An 18,181-nucleotide genomic window follows, 5' to 3' on the forward strand; every position below is an offset into this window, starting at 1 on the left:
GGACCCAGAGGCGTTCGACCCAGAGGCGTTCAGTGGAGTGGCGAACCGGGCTGGCGGACTTTTCCGACTGCCTGCTCGCGGGCCTGCTCGTCGCGCTCGCGTCGGTGCCGGTGGTGACCGCGGCGCCGGCGTTCGCGGCGGGCTGCCGGGTGCTCGACCGGGCGCGCCGCGGCGTCGCGCGTCCACTGTGGACGACGTTCTGGGCCGACTTCCGGCAGGCGGCCCGCGGCGGGCTGCCCTTCGCACTGGGGTGCCTCGCCGCGGCGGTGCTGTTCGCGGTCGATCTCCAGGTCGTCGGCTCGATGGCGGGCGCCGGGCTGCTCCGGCCCGCGGTGTGGGTGCCGGCGGTGACGGTCGCGGTCGTCGCGGTGCGGACGTGCGAGGTGGTCGCGACCGGGGAGCCGTCCTGGCGCCGGGCCACCGCGGCCGCCGCGCGGGAGACCGCGGCGGCGCCGAGGAACGCGCTGCTGCTGGCCGGGGCGATCGGGCTCGCGGTGGTGCTCGCGTGGATGCTGCCGATCCTGGCGCTCGTGGTCGCCGGGCCGCTGGCCCTGGCCGCGGTGGCGACCGGCGGCCGCCGATGATCCCGAGGATCGTCGTGTTCGGGACGGCCGGGCACGCGCTCACCCACCTCCGCCGCGCCCGCGCGCTGCACGACCGCGGCGAGATCGTGCTGGCCGGGGCGTGCGACGTCCGGGAGCCGCCGGACGAGGCCCGGGCACTGTTGCCGGACGACGCGCTCGTCGGCCGAGACCCGGCCGAAGTCGTGGCCGGGGCCGACATCGCCGTGGTGGCGACCCCGCCGCACACCCACCTGCCCCTGGCCAGGCTCGCGCTGGCCGCGGGCTGCCACCTGCTCGTCGAGAAGCCGCCGGTGCTCGACCTGACGGCGTTCGACGAGCTGGCGCGGCTGGCGCGGGACCGCGCGTGCCAGGTCGGCTTCCAGAGCTTCGGGTCCGCGGCGGTGCCCGTGGTCCGCGCGGCCCTCGCGCGGATCGGGACGGTCACCGGGATCGCCGCAGCGGGCGCGTGGATCCGCCGCGATCGCTACTTCCAGCGCGCCGAGTGGGCGGGCCGCCGCCGCGTCGGCGGCCAGCCGGTGGTCGACGGGGCCTTGACGAACCCCTTCGCGCACGCCGTCGCCACCGCGTTGCTGCTGAACGGGACGGCCGAGGCCGTGCCCGACCGGATCACCGTCGAGCTGTACCGCGCCCGGGACATCGAATCGGACGACACGGCGTGCGCCCGGCTGCGGTTCTCCGGCGCGCCCGACGTCGTCGTCGCGGCGACGCTCGACGCCGAAGCCGATCACGAGCCGTACGTCCTGGTCCACGGCACCGAAGGCCGGATCCGCTGGCACTACAAGACCGACGTCGTCGTGGCCGGCGGCGAGCCGGTGCCGGTCGGGCCGCCGCGGGACCTGCTGGAAAACCTCGTCGGGCACGTCCGCGACGGCGTGCCGCTGCTCGCGCCGCTGTCCGCGACCCGCGCGTTCACCGCGCTCGTCGAGGCGGTGCGCGACGCACCCGAGCCGCGGTCGCTGCCGCCCGGCTGGGTCCGGACCGTCGGGACCGGACCCGAGCGCCGGTTCGTCGTGCCGGGCATCGACCGGGCCGTCGACGCCGCGGCCGAGCGGCTCGCGCTGTACTCCGAACTCGCCCTGCCCTGGACCGGCGCCGGTTTCCGCGCCTGCGGCTGAGAAGAGAGGTGATGGCGGTGCGCCGCTACGCGATCGTCGGCCTGGGCTCCCGGGCCCAGCTGTTCGCCCGCGCCCTGGCCGGCTCGGCGCGGGCCGAGCTCGCGGCCTTCTGCGACCACAACGAAACCCGCATGCGCGTCCACAACGGCTGGCTGGGGGCTTCGGTGCCCGCCTACCGGCCGGAGGACTTCGCCGCGATGCTGGCCAAGGAACGCGTCGACGTCGTCGTGGTGTGCACGCCCGACCACACGCACGCGGACTACGTGGTCGCCGCGCTGCGTGCGGGCTGCGACGTCGTCACCGAGAAGCCCATGACCACCGACGTCGACGGCGCGCGGCGCATCCTCGCGGCCCGCCGCGAGACCGGGCGCTCGGTGCGCGTCGCCTTCAACTACCGGTACAACCCGGTGCACCGGCGCGTGCGGGAGCTGCTCGCCGCGGGCGCGATCGGGGAGGTCGGCTCGGTCGAGTTCAGCTGGCTGCTCGACACCGCGCACGGCGCCGACTACTTCCGCCGCTGGCACCGCGAGAAGGCCAACTCGGGCGGCCTGCTCGTGCACAAGTCCGGCCACCACTTCGACCTGGTCAACTGGTGGCTCGGCCGCGGTCCCGAGTCGGTGTTCGCGCTCGGGAAGCTGTTCTTCTACGGCGACGAGAACGGCCGCCGGCACACCGCGGCCGACGACCGGTTCGCGCTGGACCTCGAGGCCTCGCCCAAGCTGCGCGCGCTCTACCGGGACGCGGAGCGGGAAGACGGCTACGTCAGGAACCAGGACGTGTTCGCGCCGGGCGTCACGATCGAGGACGACGTGTCGGTGCTCGTCCGGCACCGCGGCGGGGTGGTCCTGAACTACCACCTGCACGCGTATTCGCCGCGCGAAGGCTACCGCGTCGCGTTTTCGGGCAGCTCGGGGCGTCTCGAGCTGGACGTCCGGGAAAACGAGTACGCCACGGACTCCGGTGAACCCGGCCGGGCGCGGATGACCTGGCAACGGCATTGGGAACCGCCGGAAGTCGTCTGGGACGAGCCTCTCGGCGAAGGGCACGGCGGCGGGGACGAGCGGATGCTCGCCGAGCTGCTGGGCGACGCCGAGCCGGACGCACTGGGCTGCGCGGCCGACCACGACGCCGGTCTGCAGGCGCTGCTCACCGGGCTCGCCGCCAACCGGTCTCTGGCCACCGGCCGGCCCGTCGCGGTGGCCGAGCTGCTCGCCGAAATCGGGGAGCCGGCGTGAGCCGCGCGGCGGTGGGCGACGGGACGCTGGCGCTGGCCGAGGACGACGACGACGGCGGAGTGCGCGTCCGGCTCGGCGACCTCGTGCTGGCGGAGTACGTCGTGGCGCCGCCGACGCCGTCCGGGGACTCGCCGAAGCCGTACCTGCACCCGCTGCGCACCACCGCGGGCGAGACGGTGACCGCGGTCCGGCCCCACGACCACACCTGGCACAACGGCCTGCAGTTCACCATGGCCCACCTGTCGGGGGAGAACTTCTGGGGCGGCCGGACGTACGTGCGCGGCCGCGGGTACACGCCGCTGGACAACAACGGCACCGTCGGGCACGTCCGCTGGGAAAGCCTCGTGTGCGCGGCCGGGCACTGCGAACTGCGGCACGAGCTGGCCTGGCGCACCGCCGCGGGCCGGCGGTGGCTGACCGAGCACCGCACGCTGCGCTTCGGCGACGTCTCCGCGGACAGCTGGACCCTGACGTGGTCGAGCCGGCTGCGCAACACGAGCGACCGCGAGCTGCGCTGGGGGAGCCCGGTGACCGAGGGCCGTGAGACGGCCGGGTACGGCGGCCTCTTCTGGCGAGGCCCGCGGTCGTTCGTCGGCGGCACCGTCCGGACGTCCGACGGCCGGTCGGCGGACGACGCGATGGGCCACCGCGCGCCGTGGCTGGCGTTCACCGGCCGGCACGACGTGAGCCTGCGGACCTCGACGCTGCTGTTCGCGGACAGTCCTGCGAACCCCGGTTTCCCCACGGCCTGGTACGTGCGCGCCGAGCCGTTCCCGGTGGTCAGCTTCGCCGCGACCTACCACCGGCGGTGGCTGCTCGCACCGGGAGAGGAGCTGACGCTGACCCAGCACGTCGTCGTCTTCGACGGCGATCCGGATCCCGCCCGGCTGGCCGAGTTCGCGGCCCGGGCGGCCGAATAGAAGGAGCCGACATGCGCTGGAAGGCCCTCGCGGGGTGCGTTGCCCTGCTCGGACTCACGCTCACCGCCGCGCCGGCGGAAGCCCACGGCCACGACCCGGGCCGCGTCGTGCTCGGCGCGCACGACGGCTGGGCCGCGGCGACCACCGGGACGACCGGGGGCGCGGCCGCCGCCCCCGGCGACGTCCACGTGGTGTCGAAGCGTTCGGAGCTGGCCGCCGCGCTGGCGGCGCACCCGGGCGCGCCGAAGATCGTCTACGTCCGCGGCACGATCGAGGGCAACGTGGACGCCCGCGACCGGCCGGTGAGCTGCGCGGACTTCGCCGATCCGGCCTACAGCCTGCCCGCGTACCTGGCGGCGTACGACCCGGCGACCTGGGGCCGGAACCCGGTTTCCGGCCCGCTGGAGGACGCCCGGGCCCGGTCGCAGGCCAACCAGGCCGCGCAGGTGGTGCTGGACGTCGGCCCGAACACGACGGTCTACGGCCTCGGCGGCGCCACGCTGCACGGGCTGACCCTGCGCGTCACCGGGGACAACGTGATCCTGCGGAACCTGACCTTTTCCGACGCGCACGACTGCTTCCCGCAGTGGGACCCCCTGGACACCGCGGACGGGAACTGGAACTCCGAGTACGACAACGTCGACCTCGTCGGGGCGACGCACGTCTGGGTGAGCCACAACGAGTTCAGCGACGGCGGGAACACCTCCCAACCGACCTACTTCGGGCGCAAGTACGAGGTCCACGACGGACTGCTGGACATCGTGAACGGCTCGGACCTCGTGACGGTGTCGGACAACCGGCTGCACGACCACGACAAGACGATGCTGATCGGCAACACCGACAAGCCGACCTACGACGTGGGCAAGCTGCGCGTCACCGTGCACCACAACGTCTTTTCGGAGATCGGCCAGCGCGCGCCGCGGGTGCGGTACGGGCAGGTGCACGTGTACGACAACCTCTACCTGGTGCGGGATCCGGCCACCTACACCTATTCGCTGGGAGTGGGGGTCGAGTCGCGGATCTACGCGGAGAACAACTTCTTCCGGATCCCGGCGTCGGTGCCGCTGGGCGTGCTGGTGAAGTACTGGAAGGGCACGGTCCTGCACGCGACGGGGACGCTGGTCGCGGTGGGCTCGCAGCGCCCGCGCCCGGTGGACCTGCTGGCCGAGTACAACGCGGCGAACGACCCGGATCTCGGGCCGGACGTCGGGTGGACGCCGACGCTGGTGGACCGCGTGGACCCGACGTGGGAAGTGCCCGCGCGCGTGCTCTCCGAGGCCGGTCCCGTTTTCTGAAAACGCCCTTCCGCGGCGGCCATCCGGGCGACCCGCGCACCCCGTCGCCCGGCGGCATTGACAGCGAAACCCGGCTCACCCGAGACTCGAGAAAGCGCTTTCAGCACTCGACCGGACCATTTCCCGAGAGGGAAGACCAGGGAGTGATGAGCATGTTCCCGACATCCCGGGTGAGCCGGGCCGCGGCCGTCGCCGCGCTCGCGGCGGCCACCCTGCTCGGCGCCGGCGCGCCGGCGACCGCGGCGACCGCGGCGGCCGCCTGGCCGAACCCGAGCACCAGCGTGCCCGTCGGCCAGACCATCAAGGTCACCAGTGGTACGTACGACGGTGGCCTCAAGCGGTTCTACGGCACCGGCGACCTCGGCACCAGCGGCCAGAGCGAAGACCAGGGCCCGCTCTTCGAGCTGGCCAACGGCACCACCCTGAAGAACGTCGTCCTCGGCAACCCGGCCGCCGACGGTGTGCACTGCCTCGGCACGTGCACGCTGCTCAACGTCTGGTGGGAGGACGTCGGCGAGGACGCCGCGACCTTCAAGGGCACCTCCGCCTCCCAGACCATGACCATCGACGGCGGCGGCGCGCGCAAGGCGTCGGACAAGGTGTTCCAGCACAACGGTCCCGGCACGATGTACATCCGGAACTTCCAGGTCGACGACTTCGGCAAGCTGTACCGCTCCTGCGGCAACTGCAAGACGCAGTACCAGCGGAACGTCGTCGTCGACAACGTCGTGGCCACCGCGCCCGGCAAGGCGCTCGTCGGCATCAACACCAACTACGGCGACACCGCGAAGCTGACCCGGATCACCATCGTCGGCGACTCGAGCCGCAAGATCGTGCCCTGCCAGAAGTACCGGGGCGTCACCAGCGGCGAGCCGACGACGACCGGCAGCGGGCCCGATTCGACGAACTGCCTGTACACCACGGCCACCATCACCTACCAGTAGCCGTCCGGGGGCGCCGGCCGCCGTCCGGCGCCCCCGGCACCGAGTGGAGGTGTCATGCTCAAGACCCTGCTGCTCGCCTCGGTTCTCACCGGGGCGACGCTGGCCTCGCCCGCAGCGGCGAACGTCGTCGTGGCGAAGGACGGCTCCGGCAACTACACCACGATCCAGGCCGGGATCGATGCCGTCTCCACGGGCGGCACGGTGTCGGTCAAGCCGGGGACGTACCACGAGGTGGTCACCGTGCCCGCGGGCAAGACCGGGATCACCCTGCGCGGCACCACCGGCAAGGCGGCCGACGTCGTCGTCGACTACGACAACGCGAGCGGCACCAGGAAACCCGACGGCTCGACGTACGGCACCACGGGCAGCGCGACCGTGACGCTCGCCGCGAACGACTTCACGGCGAGCGCCCTGACCTTCCGCAACTCCTTCGACCGCACGGCCCACCCGGAGATCACCGCCACCCAGGCGGTGGCGGTGAAGGCCACCGGCGACCGGATGGTCTTCGACCACGTCACGTTCCTCGGCCACCAGGACACGCTGTACGCCGACACCGCGACCACCGGCACGATTGGCCGTCAGTACTACCGGAACTGCGCGATCAGCGGGGACGTCGACTTCCTGTTCGGCCGCGCCACCGCCGTGTTCGACCGGGCGACGATCACCGCGCTCGACCGCGGCTCGGACCCCAACGGCTTCCTGACCGCGGCCAGCACCCGCCGGAGCACCGCGTACGGCTTCCTGATCGTCGGCAGCAAGGTGGTCAGCTCGGCGCCGAACGCCAGCTTCTCCCTGGGCCGGCCGTGGCACCCCGGCGGGGACGCCGACGCCGTCGCGCAGGTCGTGATCCGCGAAACCGTCCTGCCCGCGGCGATCAAGCCGACGCCGTGGACGGACATGTCCGACTTCTCGTGGAAGGACGCCCGGTTCTTCGAGTACCGCAACACCGGCCCGGGCGCGGGCACCGGCACCGACCGGCCGCAGCTGACCGCCGCCCAGGCCGCGACGTTCACCGCGCAGCGCTACCTCGGGGGCGGCGACGGGTGGAACCCGGTGCGCTGACGACGTCCGTCGTGAGCGCACCGGGCCGCGGGGCGCCGGGTCAGGTCAGCTTGTTCTTGACCTCTTTGGCTTTGCCCTTTGCGGTGCCTTTGGCGTCCTGGAGTGGGGCGTAGGTGCTGTAGAGGGCCGGGTCGGGTTTCGGTGCGGTGCCGGGGCCGCCGAGGGGTTCGGGGTCCATGAGGTAGTCGAGGCCGGCGTCGGTGGTCCAGCTGCTGCCCTTGGCGCCGTCGGGGCCGTCGGAGAGGTGCCAGATGGTGTGGTTGTGGGTCTGGTCTTCTTCGTCGAAGAGGGCGTTGGGGGCGATGTCGTCTTCGAGGCCGTCGGCCTTGAGTTCTTCGATGGCGGCGAGCCATTGCTTCTGGTGGACGGTGTCGCGGGCGAGGTTGAACTGGAGCATGGCTTTGACGCCGGGGTCGTCGGTCATGGTGTAGAGGCGTGCGGTTTGCAGGCGGCCTTGGGCTTCGGCGGCGGCGTTGGCGCGGAAGTCGGCGAGCAGGTTGCCGGAGGCGACGATGTACTTGCCGTTCCAGGGGGTGCCGTTGCTGTCGGCGGGGAGCGCGCCGCCGCCGGCGACGATGGCCTGCTGGACGTCCATGCCGCCGAGGGTGGCGGCCATGACCGGGTCTTTGACCGCCTGGGCGGTCATCGTGGCCGGGGCGCCTTCGAGCAGCCGGGCGACCATGGTGGCGAGCATTTCGACGTGTCCGATTTCTTCGGTGGCGGTGTCCATGAGGAGGTCTTTGTACTTGCCTTCGATGCGGCAGTTCCAGCCTTGGAACAGGTACTGCATCGTGACGCTCATTTCGCCGAAGGCGCCGCCGATGAGCTCTTGGAGCTTGTGGGCGTAGACGGGGTCGGGCTTTTCGGGCTTGGCTTCGAACTGCAGCAGCTTCGTGTGACGGAACACGCGGGCGTCCCTTTCGTCGGCGCCGGTGGTTCCCGGGGCGGAACCGGTGGCCGAAGCCGCCGCATTCCCGGGCGTCGCGCCGATAACCGCGAATTCCGCGCGAGTTCGCTGGGGCGGGATCACCGGACGAACGTCCGAGCCTCCTCCTCGGCCGCTCCCAGCTCCTGCTCCGCGGCCGCAGCGTCCCCGGGCCCGCCGCGCCGGACCAGGGCGTCGGCGTGGCGGCGGCGGGAGAACACCACCGCCGGCCAGTGGGCCAGCGCCAGGTTGTGCTGGACCGACGCCCGCAGGTGGGCCACCGCCCGGTCGAGGTCGCCGGTGGTCAGGGCCGCCGTGCCCAGCGGGTAGTGGACCGAGCCGAAGCACGCGATCGCCAGGCTCGCCATGGCCGGCAGGTGGCCGAACGGGCGGAGCAGCTCGGACACCTTCGCCGCCGTGCCGGCGTCGTCGAGCAGGAAAGCGGTTTCCGCCGCGCCGCACAGGGAAATCAGCCACGTGCTCGACCGCGGCAGCGCCCCCAGGTCGTCGCCGCACAGGCGGGCCAGGGCACCCGCGGCCGTCCGGCGGTCACCGGCCGCGGCGGCGGCCACCGCCAGCGCCGCGTAGTACGAGTTGTCGATCGGGCTGAGCGTGGGGGAGTGCATCAGCCCGTCCAGCACCGGCACCAGCTCGCCGAGCCGGCCCTGGAACCACCGGATCGCCACCAGCTGCGCGCCGTACCAGCCGAGTGCGTCGAGGTCGCCGGCCGCCTGACCGAGCTCCGCACAGGCCTGGGCGCCCTGTTCGGCCTCGCGGAACCGGCCCGCGCGGATGGCGAGCATGACCTTCACCGCGTCGGCGACGAACCCCGCGGCCAGGTGCTTGCGCGCCGCCAGCAGGTCTTCGAGCTCGCCGAGGCGCCGCTGCGCGTGCGGGTCGCCGGCCAGGAACAGGTCGACGGTGTCCCACAGCACGCCCATCACCAGGTCGGTGCGCCGCCCGGACCGGCCGCTGACGCCGACCAGCTCGGTGGCCAGCGCGTGCCGCCGGGCCGTGTGGTCCGGCCCGAGCAGGCAGTGGTGGGCCAGGCTCAGCGCTTCGGCGTGCGCGACCGGATCACCGGCCGCCCGGGTTTCTTCGACGACGGCCAGGATCCGGTCGTGCGTCACGTGCTGGTAGTCCTCCTCGCCCGCGAGCCGCGTCCGCAGCCGGCGGGCGAGCGCCGACGCCGGGTCGACCTGCTCGAGCGCGTGCCGCAGGCGGGTCAGCAGCAGCTCCGACGCGGCGGCCGTCCGGTGTTCGTGCACCCACACCCCGCCCAGGCCGAGCGCCGCGCGGGCGAGCGCGTCGGCGTCTTCGGCCTGCTCGGCGCGGCGGTAGGCGGTTTCGAAGTGCTCGCGGCTGGTCCGCAGGTCACCGTCTTCGAGCAGGGCGTGCTCGCCGGCGGCGAGCGTGTCGTCCGGGGCGATGACGACGGTCCCCGGCCGGACCGCGAGCAAGCCGGGATCGTGGGCGAGCACCTGGCGGTGCACCTGGGCCAGCACCGGCGACGGTTCCACCCCGGACGCGGTGATGAGCCCGTGCCGGGCCCGGCGGAACGCCGCCAGCGCGTCGCCCTGGCGCCCGGCCCGGTAGAGCGCCGTCATCAGCTGCGCCCACAGCCGTTCGTGACCGGGGAACGCGGCGGTCAGCGCCTCCAGCTCCGCGATCAGCCCGGTGTCCTCGCCGGTGGCCAGGTCGGCGTCGATCCGGTCCTGGACGGCGTTGTGGCGCACCCGTTCCAGCCGCATCCCTTCGGCCTTCAGGGTTTCGACGCCGTCGAACTCCTCGTACGCCTTTCCGCGCCACAGCGCCAAAGCGGCGGCCAGGTGCTCGCGCGCGGCGCGCGGCTCGCCGGCCGCGAGCGCCCGCCGTCCCTCTCCGGCGAGCTGCTCGAACCGTGCCGAGTCGAGGGCTTCCGGCGCCGCGCGCAGCACGTACCCGGGCGAGCGGGTCAGGATCAGGTGCGGGCCGACGGATCCGCGCAGCCGCGAAAGGTACGTCCGCACGGTCCGGTCCGCGTGCTGGGGCAGCCCCTCGCCCCACAGCGCGCGGCCCAGCGCGGGGACGCTCACGACGCGGCCGGCCTCCGCCGCCAGCACGGCGAGCAGCGTCCGCAGGCGCGGTCCGCCGACGTCGCGCGGCGCTCCGCCGATCCGGACCTCGAACGGTCCCAGCACTCCGAGGTCCACCCCGCCGGTGGTGTTCCCGACCATCCCCGCCCCTCCGCCGCGGACGCGTCCGCGCTCAGGCGTAAAGGAGTGGCACGGGCCGCGCGAGATACGTCGACAGGAAAGAAAAGTGCCGTCGACGAACTGTCGACGGATCGTCGACCGGCACTGCCAGGCTCGGCAGCCGTGGACCGAGGGGTCCGCAACCACCGGTTGTTCGGGAGGACATCCATGAAACGCACGATTCGAGGTCTGGCCGGGGTTTTCGCCGTGGCGGGGGCGAGTGCCGCCCTGGTCGCGGCCGCGCCGGCGGCCGACGCCGCAGTGTCGGTGAAAAGCGCTACTTACGGCCAGCTGCACAAGGGCGACTGTGAGCAGGACAACGGCACGATCGTCATCCGCTCGGACGGCACGGGCGACTGGAGCGCGACGACGCTCACGTTCCAGACCCACTCCGGCGACGTGTGGCACGCCGACTTCGACTTCAAGACGACGGCGGGCACGCAGCTGTTCCACCGGGGCACGTTCAACAGCCCGGTGATGAACGACGGCAACCCGCCGCCCCGGTACTTCTGGACCGCCCACTTCACCTACGACCCGTCGCTGTTCGGCGCGGTCGACATCTTCAAGACGACCCAGACCTACAACTGCTGACGGGGAAAGCCGCCCCGGGCCGCCGGTTCGCCGGGCCGCGGCTACGTGATCGGCACGGTGGCGACGCAGGACGCCGTGCCGTTGTCGAACTTCGCCGACGCCGTGGCCCGCGCGGTGGCCGGGATCGCGAGCCCGGCCGGCAGCGTCTGGGTGTGCTCGCCGTTCGTGGCCGGGCCGACGCTCGTGTAGACGGTGTGCGTGCCCAGCCCGTCGGAGTAGGAGATCCGCAGCGACTGGGTGCCGACGTCGCCGATGTACGGGCCCGCCGTGGTGACCACGCCGAGCGGGTGGTGATAACCGCCGGAGGTGTCGTAGCGCAGGGTGAACGTCCCGCCGAACTCGCCGGCGTGGCAGGTGCTCGTGACCTGCCGGACGGTCGCCGCCTGGGCGGGGACGGCCAGCGCCGTGACCAGTATCGCGACGAGCCCGGCTCGCACCACAGTCTTCATCTGTTTCCTCGCTCTCGTTCCCCGCCATCCTGCCGGGTCGCGCTTCCGTCCCGCTTCCGTCATCCGGCGGTACGCACGAGCAGGACCGGGCACGCCGCCTGGTGCAGCAGCGCCTGGCCGGTGGACCCGAGCAGCAGCCCGGGGAACCCGCCGCGGCCGCGGTCGCCGAGGACGACCAGCTGGGCGGTCCCGCTGCGCTCGATCAGCTCGCGTCGCGGGTGGGCGTGGACGACGACCTGCTCGACGGCGACGTCGCCGGTGTCGTGGTCGTGGAGCCGTTCGCCGAGCAGCCGGCGCCCGGCTTCGGTGACGCACCGCGGGTCCTGCCGCGGCGGCGGCGCGTCCGCCCAGGCGTGCAGCACGACGAGGGGGGCACGGCGGACGCGGGCCTCGGCGAGCGCGGTGGCGAGCACGCGGGTGCCGGCCTCGCTGCCGTCGATGCCGGTGACGACCGGGCGGTCACCCGCGCCGGGCTCGTCCCAGCTGTCCCCGCGCACGACGACGGTGTCGCAGCGGGCGTGCGTCCCGACGGCCGCGGCGACCGAGCCCGCGAGCAGGCCGGCGAGCCGCCCGTGCCCGGTGGATCCGACGACGAGCAGCGCGGCGGTCCGGCTCGCCTCGATCAGGGTCTGGGCGGCCCGGTCGGGGTCGAGCCGCGTCGCCGCGTCCGAAATCCCTTGCGCCATGGCCAGTTCCCGCGCGATCCGCAGCGCCCGCCGCCCCCGGGCACGCAGGGCGTCGACCATCTCCTCGGGCGGCGGCACGACTCCGCCCGCGAGCAGCGCGGGGACGTCGAGGGCGTGCACGATCTCGAGGGGCGCGTCCCGCAGGCAGGCGGTCCGAGCGGCCCACCGGACGGCGTCCAGCGACTCGCCCGACCCGTCCACCCCGGCGACGATCGGCGCGGCGGCAGCGGTCATCCGCCGACTCTATGCCCGCGCGGGGGCGTGGTGGGCCGCTTCCGGCGAGCCGGCCGCGGCTCGACCCGATGGCCGGCGTCCGCGATATTTGAACGCGTTCAAATTCTTCGGTACGGTGGTCGGCGGACCATGAAGGGGGATTCCATGAAGGTCGTCATACCCGGGGGCACCGGGCATCTCGGGCGGGTGCTGAGCCGCAGGCTGACCGGACGCGGGGACGAGGTCGTCGTGCTCACCCGGCGCGACGCCCTGCCGGAGCCGGGGGTGCGCCACGTCCGTTGGGACGGGCGTTCCGCGGGGCCGTGGACCGCCGAGATCGACGGCAGCGACGTCGTGCTGAACCTGGCCGGCCGCTCGGTGAGCTGCCGCTACACCCCGGCCAACCTGCGGGAGATGTGGAACTCGCGCGTCGATTCGGCGCGGGTCGTGGGCGGCGCGATCGCCCGCGCCACGCGGCCGCCGCGGGTCTGGCTGCAGATGAGCACGGCGACGATCTACGCGCACCGGTTCGACGCCCCGAACGACGAAGCCACCGGCGTCCTCGGCGGTGCCGAGCCGGGCGTGCCCGCGTACTGGGCCTACAGCGTTGATCTCGCCCGGGCGTGGGAGCGCGAGCAGCAGGTCGCGACGACCCCGCGCACCCGCAAGGTCGCGCTGCGGACGGCGATGGTGATGAGCCCGGAACCCGGCGGCGCGTTCGAGATGCTGCTGCGGCTCACCCGGCTGGGCCTGGGCGGTCCGGTCGCGGGCGGCGCGCAGTACCTGTCGTGGATCCACGAGGACGACCTGGTCCGGGCGATCGACTTCCTCGTCGAGCGCGACGACCTGAGCGGGCCGGTCAACCTGGCGGCCCCGGAACCGGTGCCGTACCGGGACTTCCTGCGTTCCCTGCGCGCGGCGGCGGGTGTCCCGTTCGGACTCCCGGCCACGAGGTGGATGGCGGAGGTCGGCGCCTTCGTGCTGCGCAGCGACACGGAGTTGCTGCTGAAGAGCCGCCGCGTGGTGCCGGGCCGGCTGCTGGACGCCGGATTCGCCTTCGACCATCCCGAGTGGCCGGCCGCGGCGAGGGACCTGCTGAACCGTCCATTGCGGACGGTCAGCTGAGTTCGCTGTTGTCCCGCAGCCTCCTCAGCATCAGCGCGAGGTGCAGCCGGAACCGGCCGGCGGGGGAGTCGATCTCGAAGCCGAGGACGGCTTCGGCGCGGGCCAGGCGGGCCGGCATCGTGCTGTGGTGGCGGTGCAGCACCGCCGCGGCCTTGCGGGCCGAGCCGGTCGCGCACAGCGCGTCGAGCGCCGCCAGGGTGTCCGCGCCGTGGGCTTCGGCGGCGAGCCGGTCGAGCGCGCGGACGTCCGGCAGCTCGGCGAGCTCCGGGCCGCCGAGCTTGCCCGCGAGCGCCGCGAGACTGCCGAGGCGGTCCCACCACACCACCGGTTCGGCTTCGGAGGTGAAGCGCAGCGCCGTCCGGGCGGCCGCCCACGAGCGCGCCGCGTCGATGGCGGGCAGCTCCGGGCCGATGCCCGCCCGGCCGCCGTCCGGAAGCGGCCCGGGCACCGCGGCCGCCAGGACCGCGCGCACCCCGCCCAGCTGCGCCGACCGGCCCGCGAGACCGTTGACGCCGGTGCCCGCCAGCACGCGCAACCGCGCCCCGGGCGCGATGCCCAGCAGGTGCAGCGCCCGCGAGCGCTCGGCCGTGCCGGCGTCCTCGGACAGCACCAGCTCGACCAGCGCCGGGTCGCCGAGCTCGGGCCGCGGCACCGCGCCCTGGTCCAGCAGGACCGCGGTGGCGATCGCGAACCGTTCCAGGAGCATGTCGTCGAGCGGGATCGGCGCGCCGTCGCGGGCCACCCACGCCTCGACACCGCCCTCCAGCCGGCGGACGGCCGCTCCCGCGGGCGCCGTCCCGGGCGTGACGGCGTCCTCGCCCGGATCCGCGCGCAGCGACAGCCCCCGGCCGGGCGCGTGCACGCCGACGCGGCAGCCGGCAAGTTCGGCCGTGCTGCGCACCAGCGCATCCAGGCCGGCGCGCCCGGTGATCAGGCGGTCGAAGAACCCGATCACCCGTACGGCGTTCTCGGCGTCGGCGTCGAGCCCGGACAGCCGCAGCAGCAGCCCCTTCATGCCGTCACGATAGGCGCGCCCGCCGCCGGATGGCGACCTCCGGCGCGGCAACGCCCGCCGCGTGGCGGTGGCCGGGGGAGTGCCGCGCGGCCGAAGATCGGGGGATGACCTACGCGATCGATCCCGAGCTGCTGCCCTGGCTGGACATGCTCCCGGCCGTGACCCTGACCGACTACGACGCACTGGTCGCCGCGCGCTCCTCGATGGGGCAGCTGGGCGAGGTCCTGCCGGCCTACGAGCCGGTGACCCCCGTCGACGTCCGGAACACGACCGTGCCCGGGCCGTCGGACGCGCCGGACGTCCCGGTGCGCGTCTACTCGCCGGCGAACCGCACCGGCGCGGTGCCCGGCCTGCTCTACCTCCACGGCGGCGGGTTCGTCCTCGGCGACCTCGACATGTTCCACGCGTCGCTGCTCCGGCTGGTCGACGAGCTGGGCATCGTGATCGTGTCGGTGGACTACCGGCTGGCGCCCGAGCACCCGTTCCCGGCGCCGGTCGAGGACTGCTACGCGGCTTTGCAGTGGGTCGAGGCGAAGGCGGCGGAGCTGGGCATCGACCCGGCCCGGCTCGGCGTGGGCGGCGAAAGCGCGGGCGGCGGCCTCGCGGCGGCGGTGGCGCTGCTGGCCCGTGACCGCGGCGGCCCGGCGCTGAGCTTCCAGTACCTGGGCATCCCCGAGCTCGACGACCGCCTCGGCACGCCGTCGATGCGCGCGTACACCGACACGCCGCTGTGGAACCGGCCGAACGCGATCTTCAGCTGGACCAGCTACCTCGGCGCGGAACCCGGCGGCGACGACGTCTCGCCGTACGCCGCGCCGGCGCGAGCCGCGGACCTGGCCGGCCTGCCGCCCGCGTTCGTGACGACCTGCCAGTTCGACCCGTTGCGCGACGAGGGGATCGAGTACGCGCGCCGGCTCGCGCACGCGGGCGTGGCGACCGAGCTGCGGCACTACCCGGGCACGTTCCACGGCTCCGGGATGGTGGAGACCGCGGAGATCTCGCGCCGCATGTTCGCCGACGAGGTCGAGGCGCTGCGCCGCGGGCTGCGGGTGAGCGCGGGCTGAGCCACGGCTCGGGGCGAGTGGCCGGCACAGCGGAGTTCAGCGGGCCGCTCGCCCACCCGGCGCCGTCGCGCGATCATGAGTGTCTCCCGCGAAAGGAGCCACCGTGACCACGACCGTCGGTCTCCTGCACCCCGGCGCGATGGGCGCCGCCGTCGGAGCGGTCCTCGCCGGCCGCGGCGTCCCGGTGTCCTGGCTTCCCGCCGGGCGCGGGCCCGCGACGCGCCGCCGTGCCGAAGCCGCGGGGCTCACCGAGGCCCGGGACCTCACCGGGTGCGACGTCGTTCTCAGCGTCTGCCCGCCCGCCGCCGCGCTGGACGTCGCCCGTGCCGTCGCCGACTCCGGCTTCGGCGGCCTCTACCTCGACGCCAACGCGATCAGTCCCCGCCACGCCGCCGAGATCGAGCGGATCCTGGAGAACGCGACCGTCGCGGACGGCGGGATCGTCGGCCCGCCGCCGCGGGCATCCGGCACGACGCGCCTCTACCTCTCCGGGCCCGGCAGCGGCGTGGCCCGGCTCGAGAGCCTGTTCGACGGCACGCACCTGCGCCCGGTCGCGCTGGCAGGTCCGGTGGGCAAGGCGTCCGCCCTGAAGCTCGCCTTCGCCGCCTACAACAAGCTCACCTTCGCACTCGCCGCGCAGTCCCACGCGCTCGCGCAGCGGCACGGCGTCGGCGGCGAGCTGCGCGAACTCGCCGCCGACGTGCTGCCCGGCACTCCCTTCGGCGCGCCCGACGGGATCACCGCCGCGGCGGCCAAGGCCTGGCGCTGGGAGGGGGAAATGGCCGAGATCGCGGAAACCTGCGCCGACACCGGGCTGTCCCCGGCCCTAGTGACCGCCGCCGGGGAGCTGTTCGGACGCTGGCGCGACCACCGCGACGACGACGGCGTCGCCCTCGGCGACCTCCTTCAGGCGCTGGTCACTCCGCCGGAGTGACGTCGATCAGCACCTTGCCGGTCACCCCCTCCTCGGATGCGATGTGGGCCTTCGCGGTGTCGTCCAGGGGGAAGCGGTGGACCGGCACGCCGCGGTCCGCGCCGAGCCGCAGCGCGCCGTCGGCCATGGCTGCCGTGACGTCTTCGGCGCCGGCGCGCAGCTTGTCCGCGCCGACGCTGTAGAGCACCAGGAACTGGTAGCGCGCGTTCAGCCACAGGTTCGCGCCGAAGTCGAGGCTGACGGTGCCGGTGCCGCGGTCGTCGCCGTAGATCGCGACCGTGCCGCGCGGGCGCAGGACCTCGGTGTGCAACGCGGCGTTGACTCCGGCCGCGACCTCCACGACCAGGTCGACGCCGTCCGGTGCGACCTCGCGGATCCGGGTGGCGAGCGCCGGGTCCGGGTAACGCAGCACGTGCTGGGCGCCGGCCGCGCGGGCCAGGGCCGCCTTCTCGTCGCTGCTGACCGTCGCGATCACCGTCGCGCCCGCCCAGCGGCCGAGCTGGATGGTGGCGTTGCCGACCGCGCCGGCGCCGCCGCTGACCAGTACCGTCCGGCCTTCGAGCGCGCCGGGGGACAGCCGCGCGGGCCCGTCCTCGGCGACCGTCAGCGCCCGGTGGGCGGTCAGCCCGGGAACGCCGAACCCGGCGCCCTCGTCGAACCCCACGGAGCCGGGCAGCCGGACCAGCTGCGCGGCCGGAAGCACGGTGTACGCCTGCGCGGTGCCGGCCGCGGGACCGTGGGTGCCGGCGAGGATCAGCCACACGCGGTCGCCGGGCGCGAACCCGGTGACGTCCGGGCCCACCGCGTCGACGACGCCCGCGCCGTCCTGGTTGGGGACGGTGTCCGGCGTTTCGGTCCCGGCCTCGGCGCCGCGGCCGAGCCGGGCCTTCCAGTCGGTCGGGTTGACCGCGGACACGACGATCCGGACGCGGACCTCGCCGGGTCCCGGGTCGGCGGCGGCCCGCTCCGACAGCGACAGCACCTCGGGTCCGCCGTGGCGGCGGTAGACGACTGCTTTCATGCCCGGTGCAATCCCGCGGCACCCCCGGGTTATTCCCGGCGGCCCCGGAAATGAGGTGGCGGGAAATCCGCAGCGTGTGCCGCCCGCTTATTCGCCGAGGAGCGAAAACGGCGGGAAAATCCGCGCCCGCGCGGGTGATCCCCCGGCCGGGCGATTTTCGGTGTTGCCCGCGCGAAATCGGCCGCCGTCGCAGAAACTGGGCGCGTGGGAGAGGAAAAGCGCGGTCCGGGGGACGAGCGGCCGAAGCGCGACGACGGGGAACCGACGCCGATCTTCGACGCGGTGTTCAGCGCCACGCGCGCGCGGGCCACTACGAACAATCCGCCGGGGGAGCCGGAGAAAACGGGGCGCTGAATCGCGATCGGCGTGGCAAGGGAGGGAAGCCGGTGCGCGAGGGGCGGGCGTGGCGCGGCCTGGCCGTGACCTACGCGGTGGTGTCGGCGGCGCAGGCCTACCTCGCGGCCGCGATGGACGTGGTGTGGGCGGCCGCCCTCGCGGCGCTGTTCCTGGCGGCGGCGATCGCGTGCGGGTGGGCGGCCCGCGACCGCCACCGCTGATCTGTGGCACTTTGTTCGACGTCCGCAGTGGACATGTAGCATGTCCGCTGCACGTGCATCTGCGGTTGAGGAGTGGAACGTGGCAGGCGTCGTGAACAGCATGATCGCCGCCGAGTACGCGGCGGGCGCCACCATCTCGGAGCTGGCCGAGCGCTGGGGCATCGACCCGCGCCAGGTGGTCGAGCGCCTCTCGGCGGCCGCCCGCTCCTGAC

At 74.0% G+C, this 18,181-nt stretch carries 19 protein-coding genes; 13 read left to right on the plus strand and 6 right to left on the minus strand.

All coding sequences use genetic code 11. The features are described from left to right. Nucleotides 1-32 precede the first annotated feature (32 nt). The 7 genes from OG738_RS32995 to OG738_RS33025 all read left to right on the plus strand — a co-directional run bounded on the left by OG738_RS32995 (nt 33) and on the right by OG738_RS33025 (nt 7,155). Nucleotides 33-584, plus strand: coding sequence for a DUF624 domain-containing protein (locus tag OG738_RS32995; RefSeq protein WP_329046910.1), 552 nt, complete (start codon nt 33-35; stop codon nt 582-584). Continuing rightward, nucleotides 581-1,699: a Gfo/Idh/MocA family protein gene (locus OG738_RS33000; protein WP_329046913.1), complete on the plus strand. Its 1,119-nt coding sequence runs from the start codon at nt 581-583 to the stop codon at nt 1,697-1,699. Before OG738_RS32995 ends, OG738_RS33000 begins: the two co-directional genes overlap by 4 nt. Nucleotides 1,700-1,710: 11 nt before the next feature. After that, on the plus strand, nt 1,711-2,934 hold the full coding sequence (locus tag OG738_RS33005; RefSeq protein WP_329046916.1) for a Gfo/Idh/MocA family protein: 1,224 nt from the start codon (nt 1,711-1,713) through the stop codon (nt 2,932-2,934). Continuing rightward, nucleotides 2,931-3,854: a PmoA family protein gene (locus OG738_RS33010; protein WP_329046918.1), complete on the plus strand. Its 924-nt coding sequence runs from the start codon at nt 2,931-2,933 to the stop codon at nt 3,852-3,854. The genes OG738_RS33005 and OG738_RS33010 overlap by 4 nt, the downstream gene beginning before the upstream one ends. Nucleotides 3,855-3,865: 11 nt before the next feature. Beyond that, the gene (locus OG738_RS33015; RefSeq protein ID WP_329046920.1) at nt 3,866-5,149 is read left to right on the plus strand and encodes a pectate lyase family protein; all 1,284 of its coding nucleotides are present in this window, start codon (nt 3,866-3,868) and stop codon (nt 5,147-5,149) included. 152 nt (nt 5,150-5,301) lie between these two features. Beyond that, nucleotides 5,302-6,093 (plus strand): pectate lyase, encoded by a 792-nt coding sequence (locus OG738_RS33020; RefSeq protein ID WP_329046923.1) that lies wholly within the window; start codon nt 5,302-5,304, stop codon nt 6,091-6,093. Nucleotides 6,094-6,147: 54 nt separating this feature from the next. Beyond that, nucleotides 6,148-7,155: a pectinesterase family protein gene (locus OG738_RS33025; RefSeq protein WP_329046924.1), complete on the plus strand. Its 1,008-nt coding sequence runs from the start codon at nt 6,148-6,150 to the stop codon at nt 7,153-7,155. Between the two features lie 40 nt (nt 7,156-7,195). On the opposite strand, the gene OG738_RS33030 is transcribed toward OG738_RS33025, so the two are convergent. Both OG738_RS33030 and OG738_RS33035 read right to left on the minus strand, forming a co-directional pair. After that, nucleotides 7,196-8,062, minus strand: coding sequence for a manganese catalase family protein (locus OG738_RS33030; RefSeq protein ID WP_329056914.1), 867 nt, complete (start codon nt 8,060-8,062; stop codon nt 7,196-7,198). Nucleotides 8,063-8,181: 119 nt separating this feature from the next. Next, the gene (locus OG738_RS33035) at nt 8,182-10,296 is read right to left on the minus strand and encodes an AfsR/SARP family transcriptional regulator (RefSeq protein WP_329046926.1); all 2,115 of its coding nucleotides are present in this window, start codon (nt 10,294-10,296) and stop codon (nt 8,182-8,184) included. A gap of 186 nt (nt 10,297-10,482) precedes the next feature. On the opposite strand from OG738_RS33035, the gene OG738_RS33040 reads away from it, so the two are divergent. Next, the gene (locus tag OG738_RS33040) at nt 10,483-10,905 is read left to right on the plus strand and encodes a DUF6294 family protein (protein ID WP_329046929.1); all 423 of its coding nucleotides are present in this window, start codon (nt 10,483-10,485) and stop codon (nt 10,903-10,905) included. Nucleotides 10,906-10,946: 41 nt separating this feature from the next. Here OG738_RS33040 and OG738_RS33045 read toward each other — a convergent pair whose 3' ends face one another. Further along, nucleotides 10,947-11,354, minus strand: a complete 408-nt coding sequence (locus tag OG738_RS33045; protein ID WP_329046931.1) for a hypothetical protein — start codon at nt 11,352-11,354, stop codon at nt 10,947-10,949. A gap of 59 nt (nt 11,355-11,413) precedes the next feature. Beyond that, entirely contained in the window at nt 11,414-12,274 is an 861-nt protein-coding gene (locus OG738_RS33050) for a universal stress protein (protein WP_329046933.1), read from the minus strand. 144 nt (nt 12,275-12,418) lie between these two features. Here OG738_RS33050 and OG738_RS33055 point away from each other — a divergent pair, with 144 nt between their 5' ends. Next, entirely contained in the window at nt 12,419-13,378 is a 960-nt protein-coding gene (locus OG738_RS33055; RefSeq protein WP_329046936.1) for a TIGR01777 family oxidoreductase, read from the plus strand. On the opposite strand, the gene OG738_RS33060 is transcribed toward OG738_RS33055, so the two are convergent. Further along, complete coding sequence (locus tag OG738_RS33060; protein WP_329046939.1) at nt 13,371-14,393, minus strand: helix-turn-helix domain-containing protein; 1,023 nt, start codon at nt 14,391-14,393, stop codon at nt 13,371-13,373. The genes OG738_RS33055 and OG738_RS33060 overlap by 8 nt on opposite strands. A 104-nt stretch (nt 14,394-14,497) precedes the next feature. On the opposite strand from OG738_RS33060, the gene OG738_RS33065 reads away from it, so the two are divergent. Both OG738_RS33065 and OG738_RS33070 read left to right on the plus strand, forming a co-directional pair. Then, the gene (locus tag OG738_RS33065) at nt 14,498-15,457 is read left to right on the plus strand and encodes an alpha/beta hydrolase (RefSeq protein ID WP_329046941.1); all 960 of its coding nucleotides are present in this window, start codon (nt 14,498-14,500) and stop codon (nt 15,455-15,457) included. Between the two features lie 103 nt (nt 15,458-15,560). Further along, nucleotides 15,561-16,391 (plus strand): NAD(P)-dependent oxidoreductase, encoded by an 831-nt coding sequence (locus tag OG738_RS33070; protein WP_329046943.1) that lies wholly within the window; start codon nt 15,561-15,563, stop codon nt 16,389-16,391. On the opposite strand, the gene OG738_RS33075 is transcribed toward OG738_RS33070, so the two are convergent. Next, a complete protein-coding gene (locus OG738_RS33075) occupies nt 16,375-17,412 on the minus strand; it encodes an NADPH:quinone reductase (protein ID WP_329046945.1) in 1,038 nt (345 codons plus the stop codon). The genes OG738_RS33070 and OG738_RS33075 overlap by 17 nt on opposite strands. A 386-nt stretch (nt 17,413-17,798) precedes the next feature. Between OG738_RS33075 and OG738_RS33080 the strand changes: the two genes are divergently transcribed. Both OG738_RS33080 and OG738_RS33085 read left to right on the plus strand, forming a co-directional pair. Next, on the plus strand, nt 17,799-17,969 hold the full coding sequence (locus OG738_RS33080) for a hypothetical protein (protein ID WP_329046947.1): 171 nt from the start codon (nt 17,799-17,801) through the stop codon (nt 17,967-17,969). Nucleotides 17,970-18,048: 79 nt separating this feature from the next. Beyond that, nucleotides 18,049-18,180 carry a hypothetical protein gene (locus OG738_RS33085; RefSeq protein ID WP_329046949.1) on the plus strand — a complete coding sequence of 44 codons (132 nt, stop codon included), beginning with the start codon at nt 18,049-18,051 and terminating at the stop codon, nt 18,178-18,180. Nucleotide 18,181 lies beyond the last annotated feature (1 nt).

It is taken from the genome of Amycolatopsis sp. NBC_01488 (assembly GCF_036227105.1).
Lineage (GTDB): Bacteria > Actinomycetota > Actinomycetes > Mycobacteriales > Pseudonocardiaceae > Amycolatopsis.

Coding starts and splice junctions, on each gene's coding strand:
- OG738_RS33000 (WP_329046913.1), top strand. CDS start 581: ATGATCCCGAGGATCGTCGTGTTCGGGACGGCCGGGCACGCGCTCACC.
- OG738_RS33005 (WP_329046916.1), top strand. CDS start 1,711: ATGGCGGTGCGCCGCTACGCGATCGTCGGCCTGGGCTCCCGGGCCCAG.
- OG738_RS33015 (WP_329046920.1), top strand. CDS start 3,866: ATGCGCTGGAAGGCCCTCGCGGGGTGCGTTGCCCTGCTCGGACTCACG.
- OG738_RS33020 (WP_329046923.1), top strand. CDS start 5,302: ATGTTCCCGACATCCCGGGTGAGCCGGGCCGCGGCCGTCGCCGCGCTC.
- OG738_RS33025 (WP_329046924.1), top strand. CDS start 6,148: ATGCTCAAGACCCTGCTGCTCGCCTCGGTTCTCACCGGGGCGACGCTG.
- OG738_RS33035 (WP_329046926.1), bottom strand. CDS start 10,296: ATGGTCGGGAACACCACCGGCGGGGTGGACCTCGGAGTGCTGGGACCG.
- OG738_RS33040 (WP_329046929.1), top strand. CDS start 10,483: ATGAAACGCACGATTCGAGGTCTGGCCGGGGTTTTCGCCGTGGCGGGG.
- OG738_RS33045 (WP_329046931.1), bottom strand. CDS start 11,354: ATGAAGACTGTGGTGCGAGCCGGGCTCGTCGCGATACTGGTCACGGCG.
- OG738_RS33050 (WP_329046933.1), bottom strand. CDS start 12,274: ATGACCGCTGCCGCCGCGCCGATCGTCGCCGGGGTGGACGGGTCGGGC.
- OG738_RS33055 (WP_329046936.1), top strand. CDS start 12,419: ATGAAGGTCGTCATACCCGGGGGCACCGGGCATCTCGGGCGGGTGCTG.
- OG738_RS33060 (WP_329046939.1), bottom strand. CDS start 14,393: ATGAAGGGGCTGCTGCTGCGGCTGTCCGGGCTCGACGCCGACGCCGAG.
- OG738_RS33065 (WP_329046941.1), top strand. CDS start 14,498: ATGACCTACGCGATCGATCCCGAGCTGCTGCCCTGGCTGGACATGCTC.
- OG738_RS33075 (WP_329046945.1), bottom strand. CDS start 17,412: ATGAAAGCAGTCGTCTACCGCCGCCACGGCGGACCCGAGGTGCTGTCG.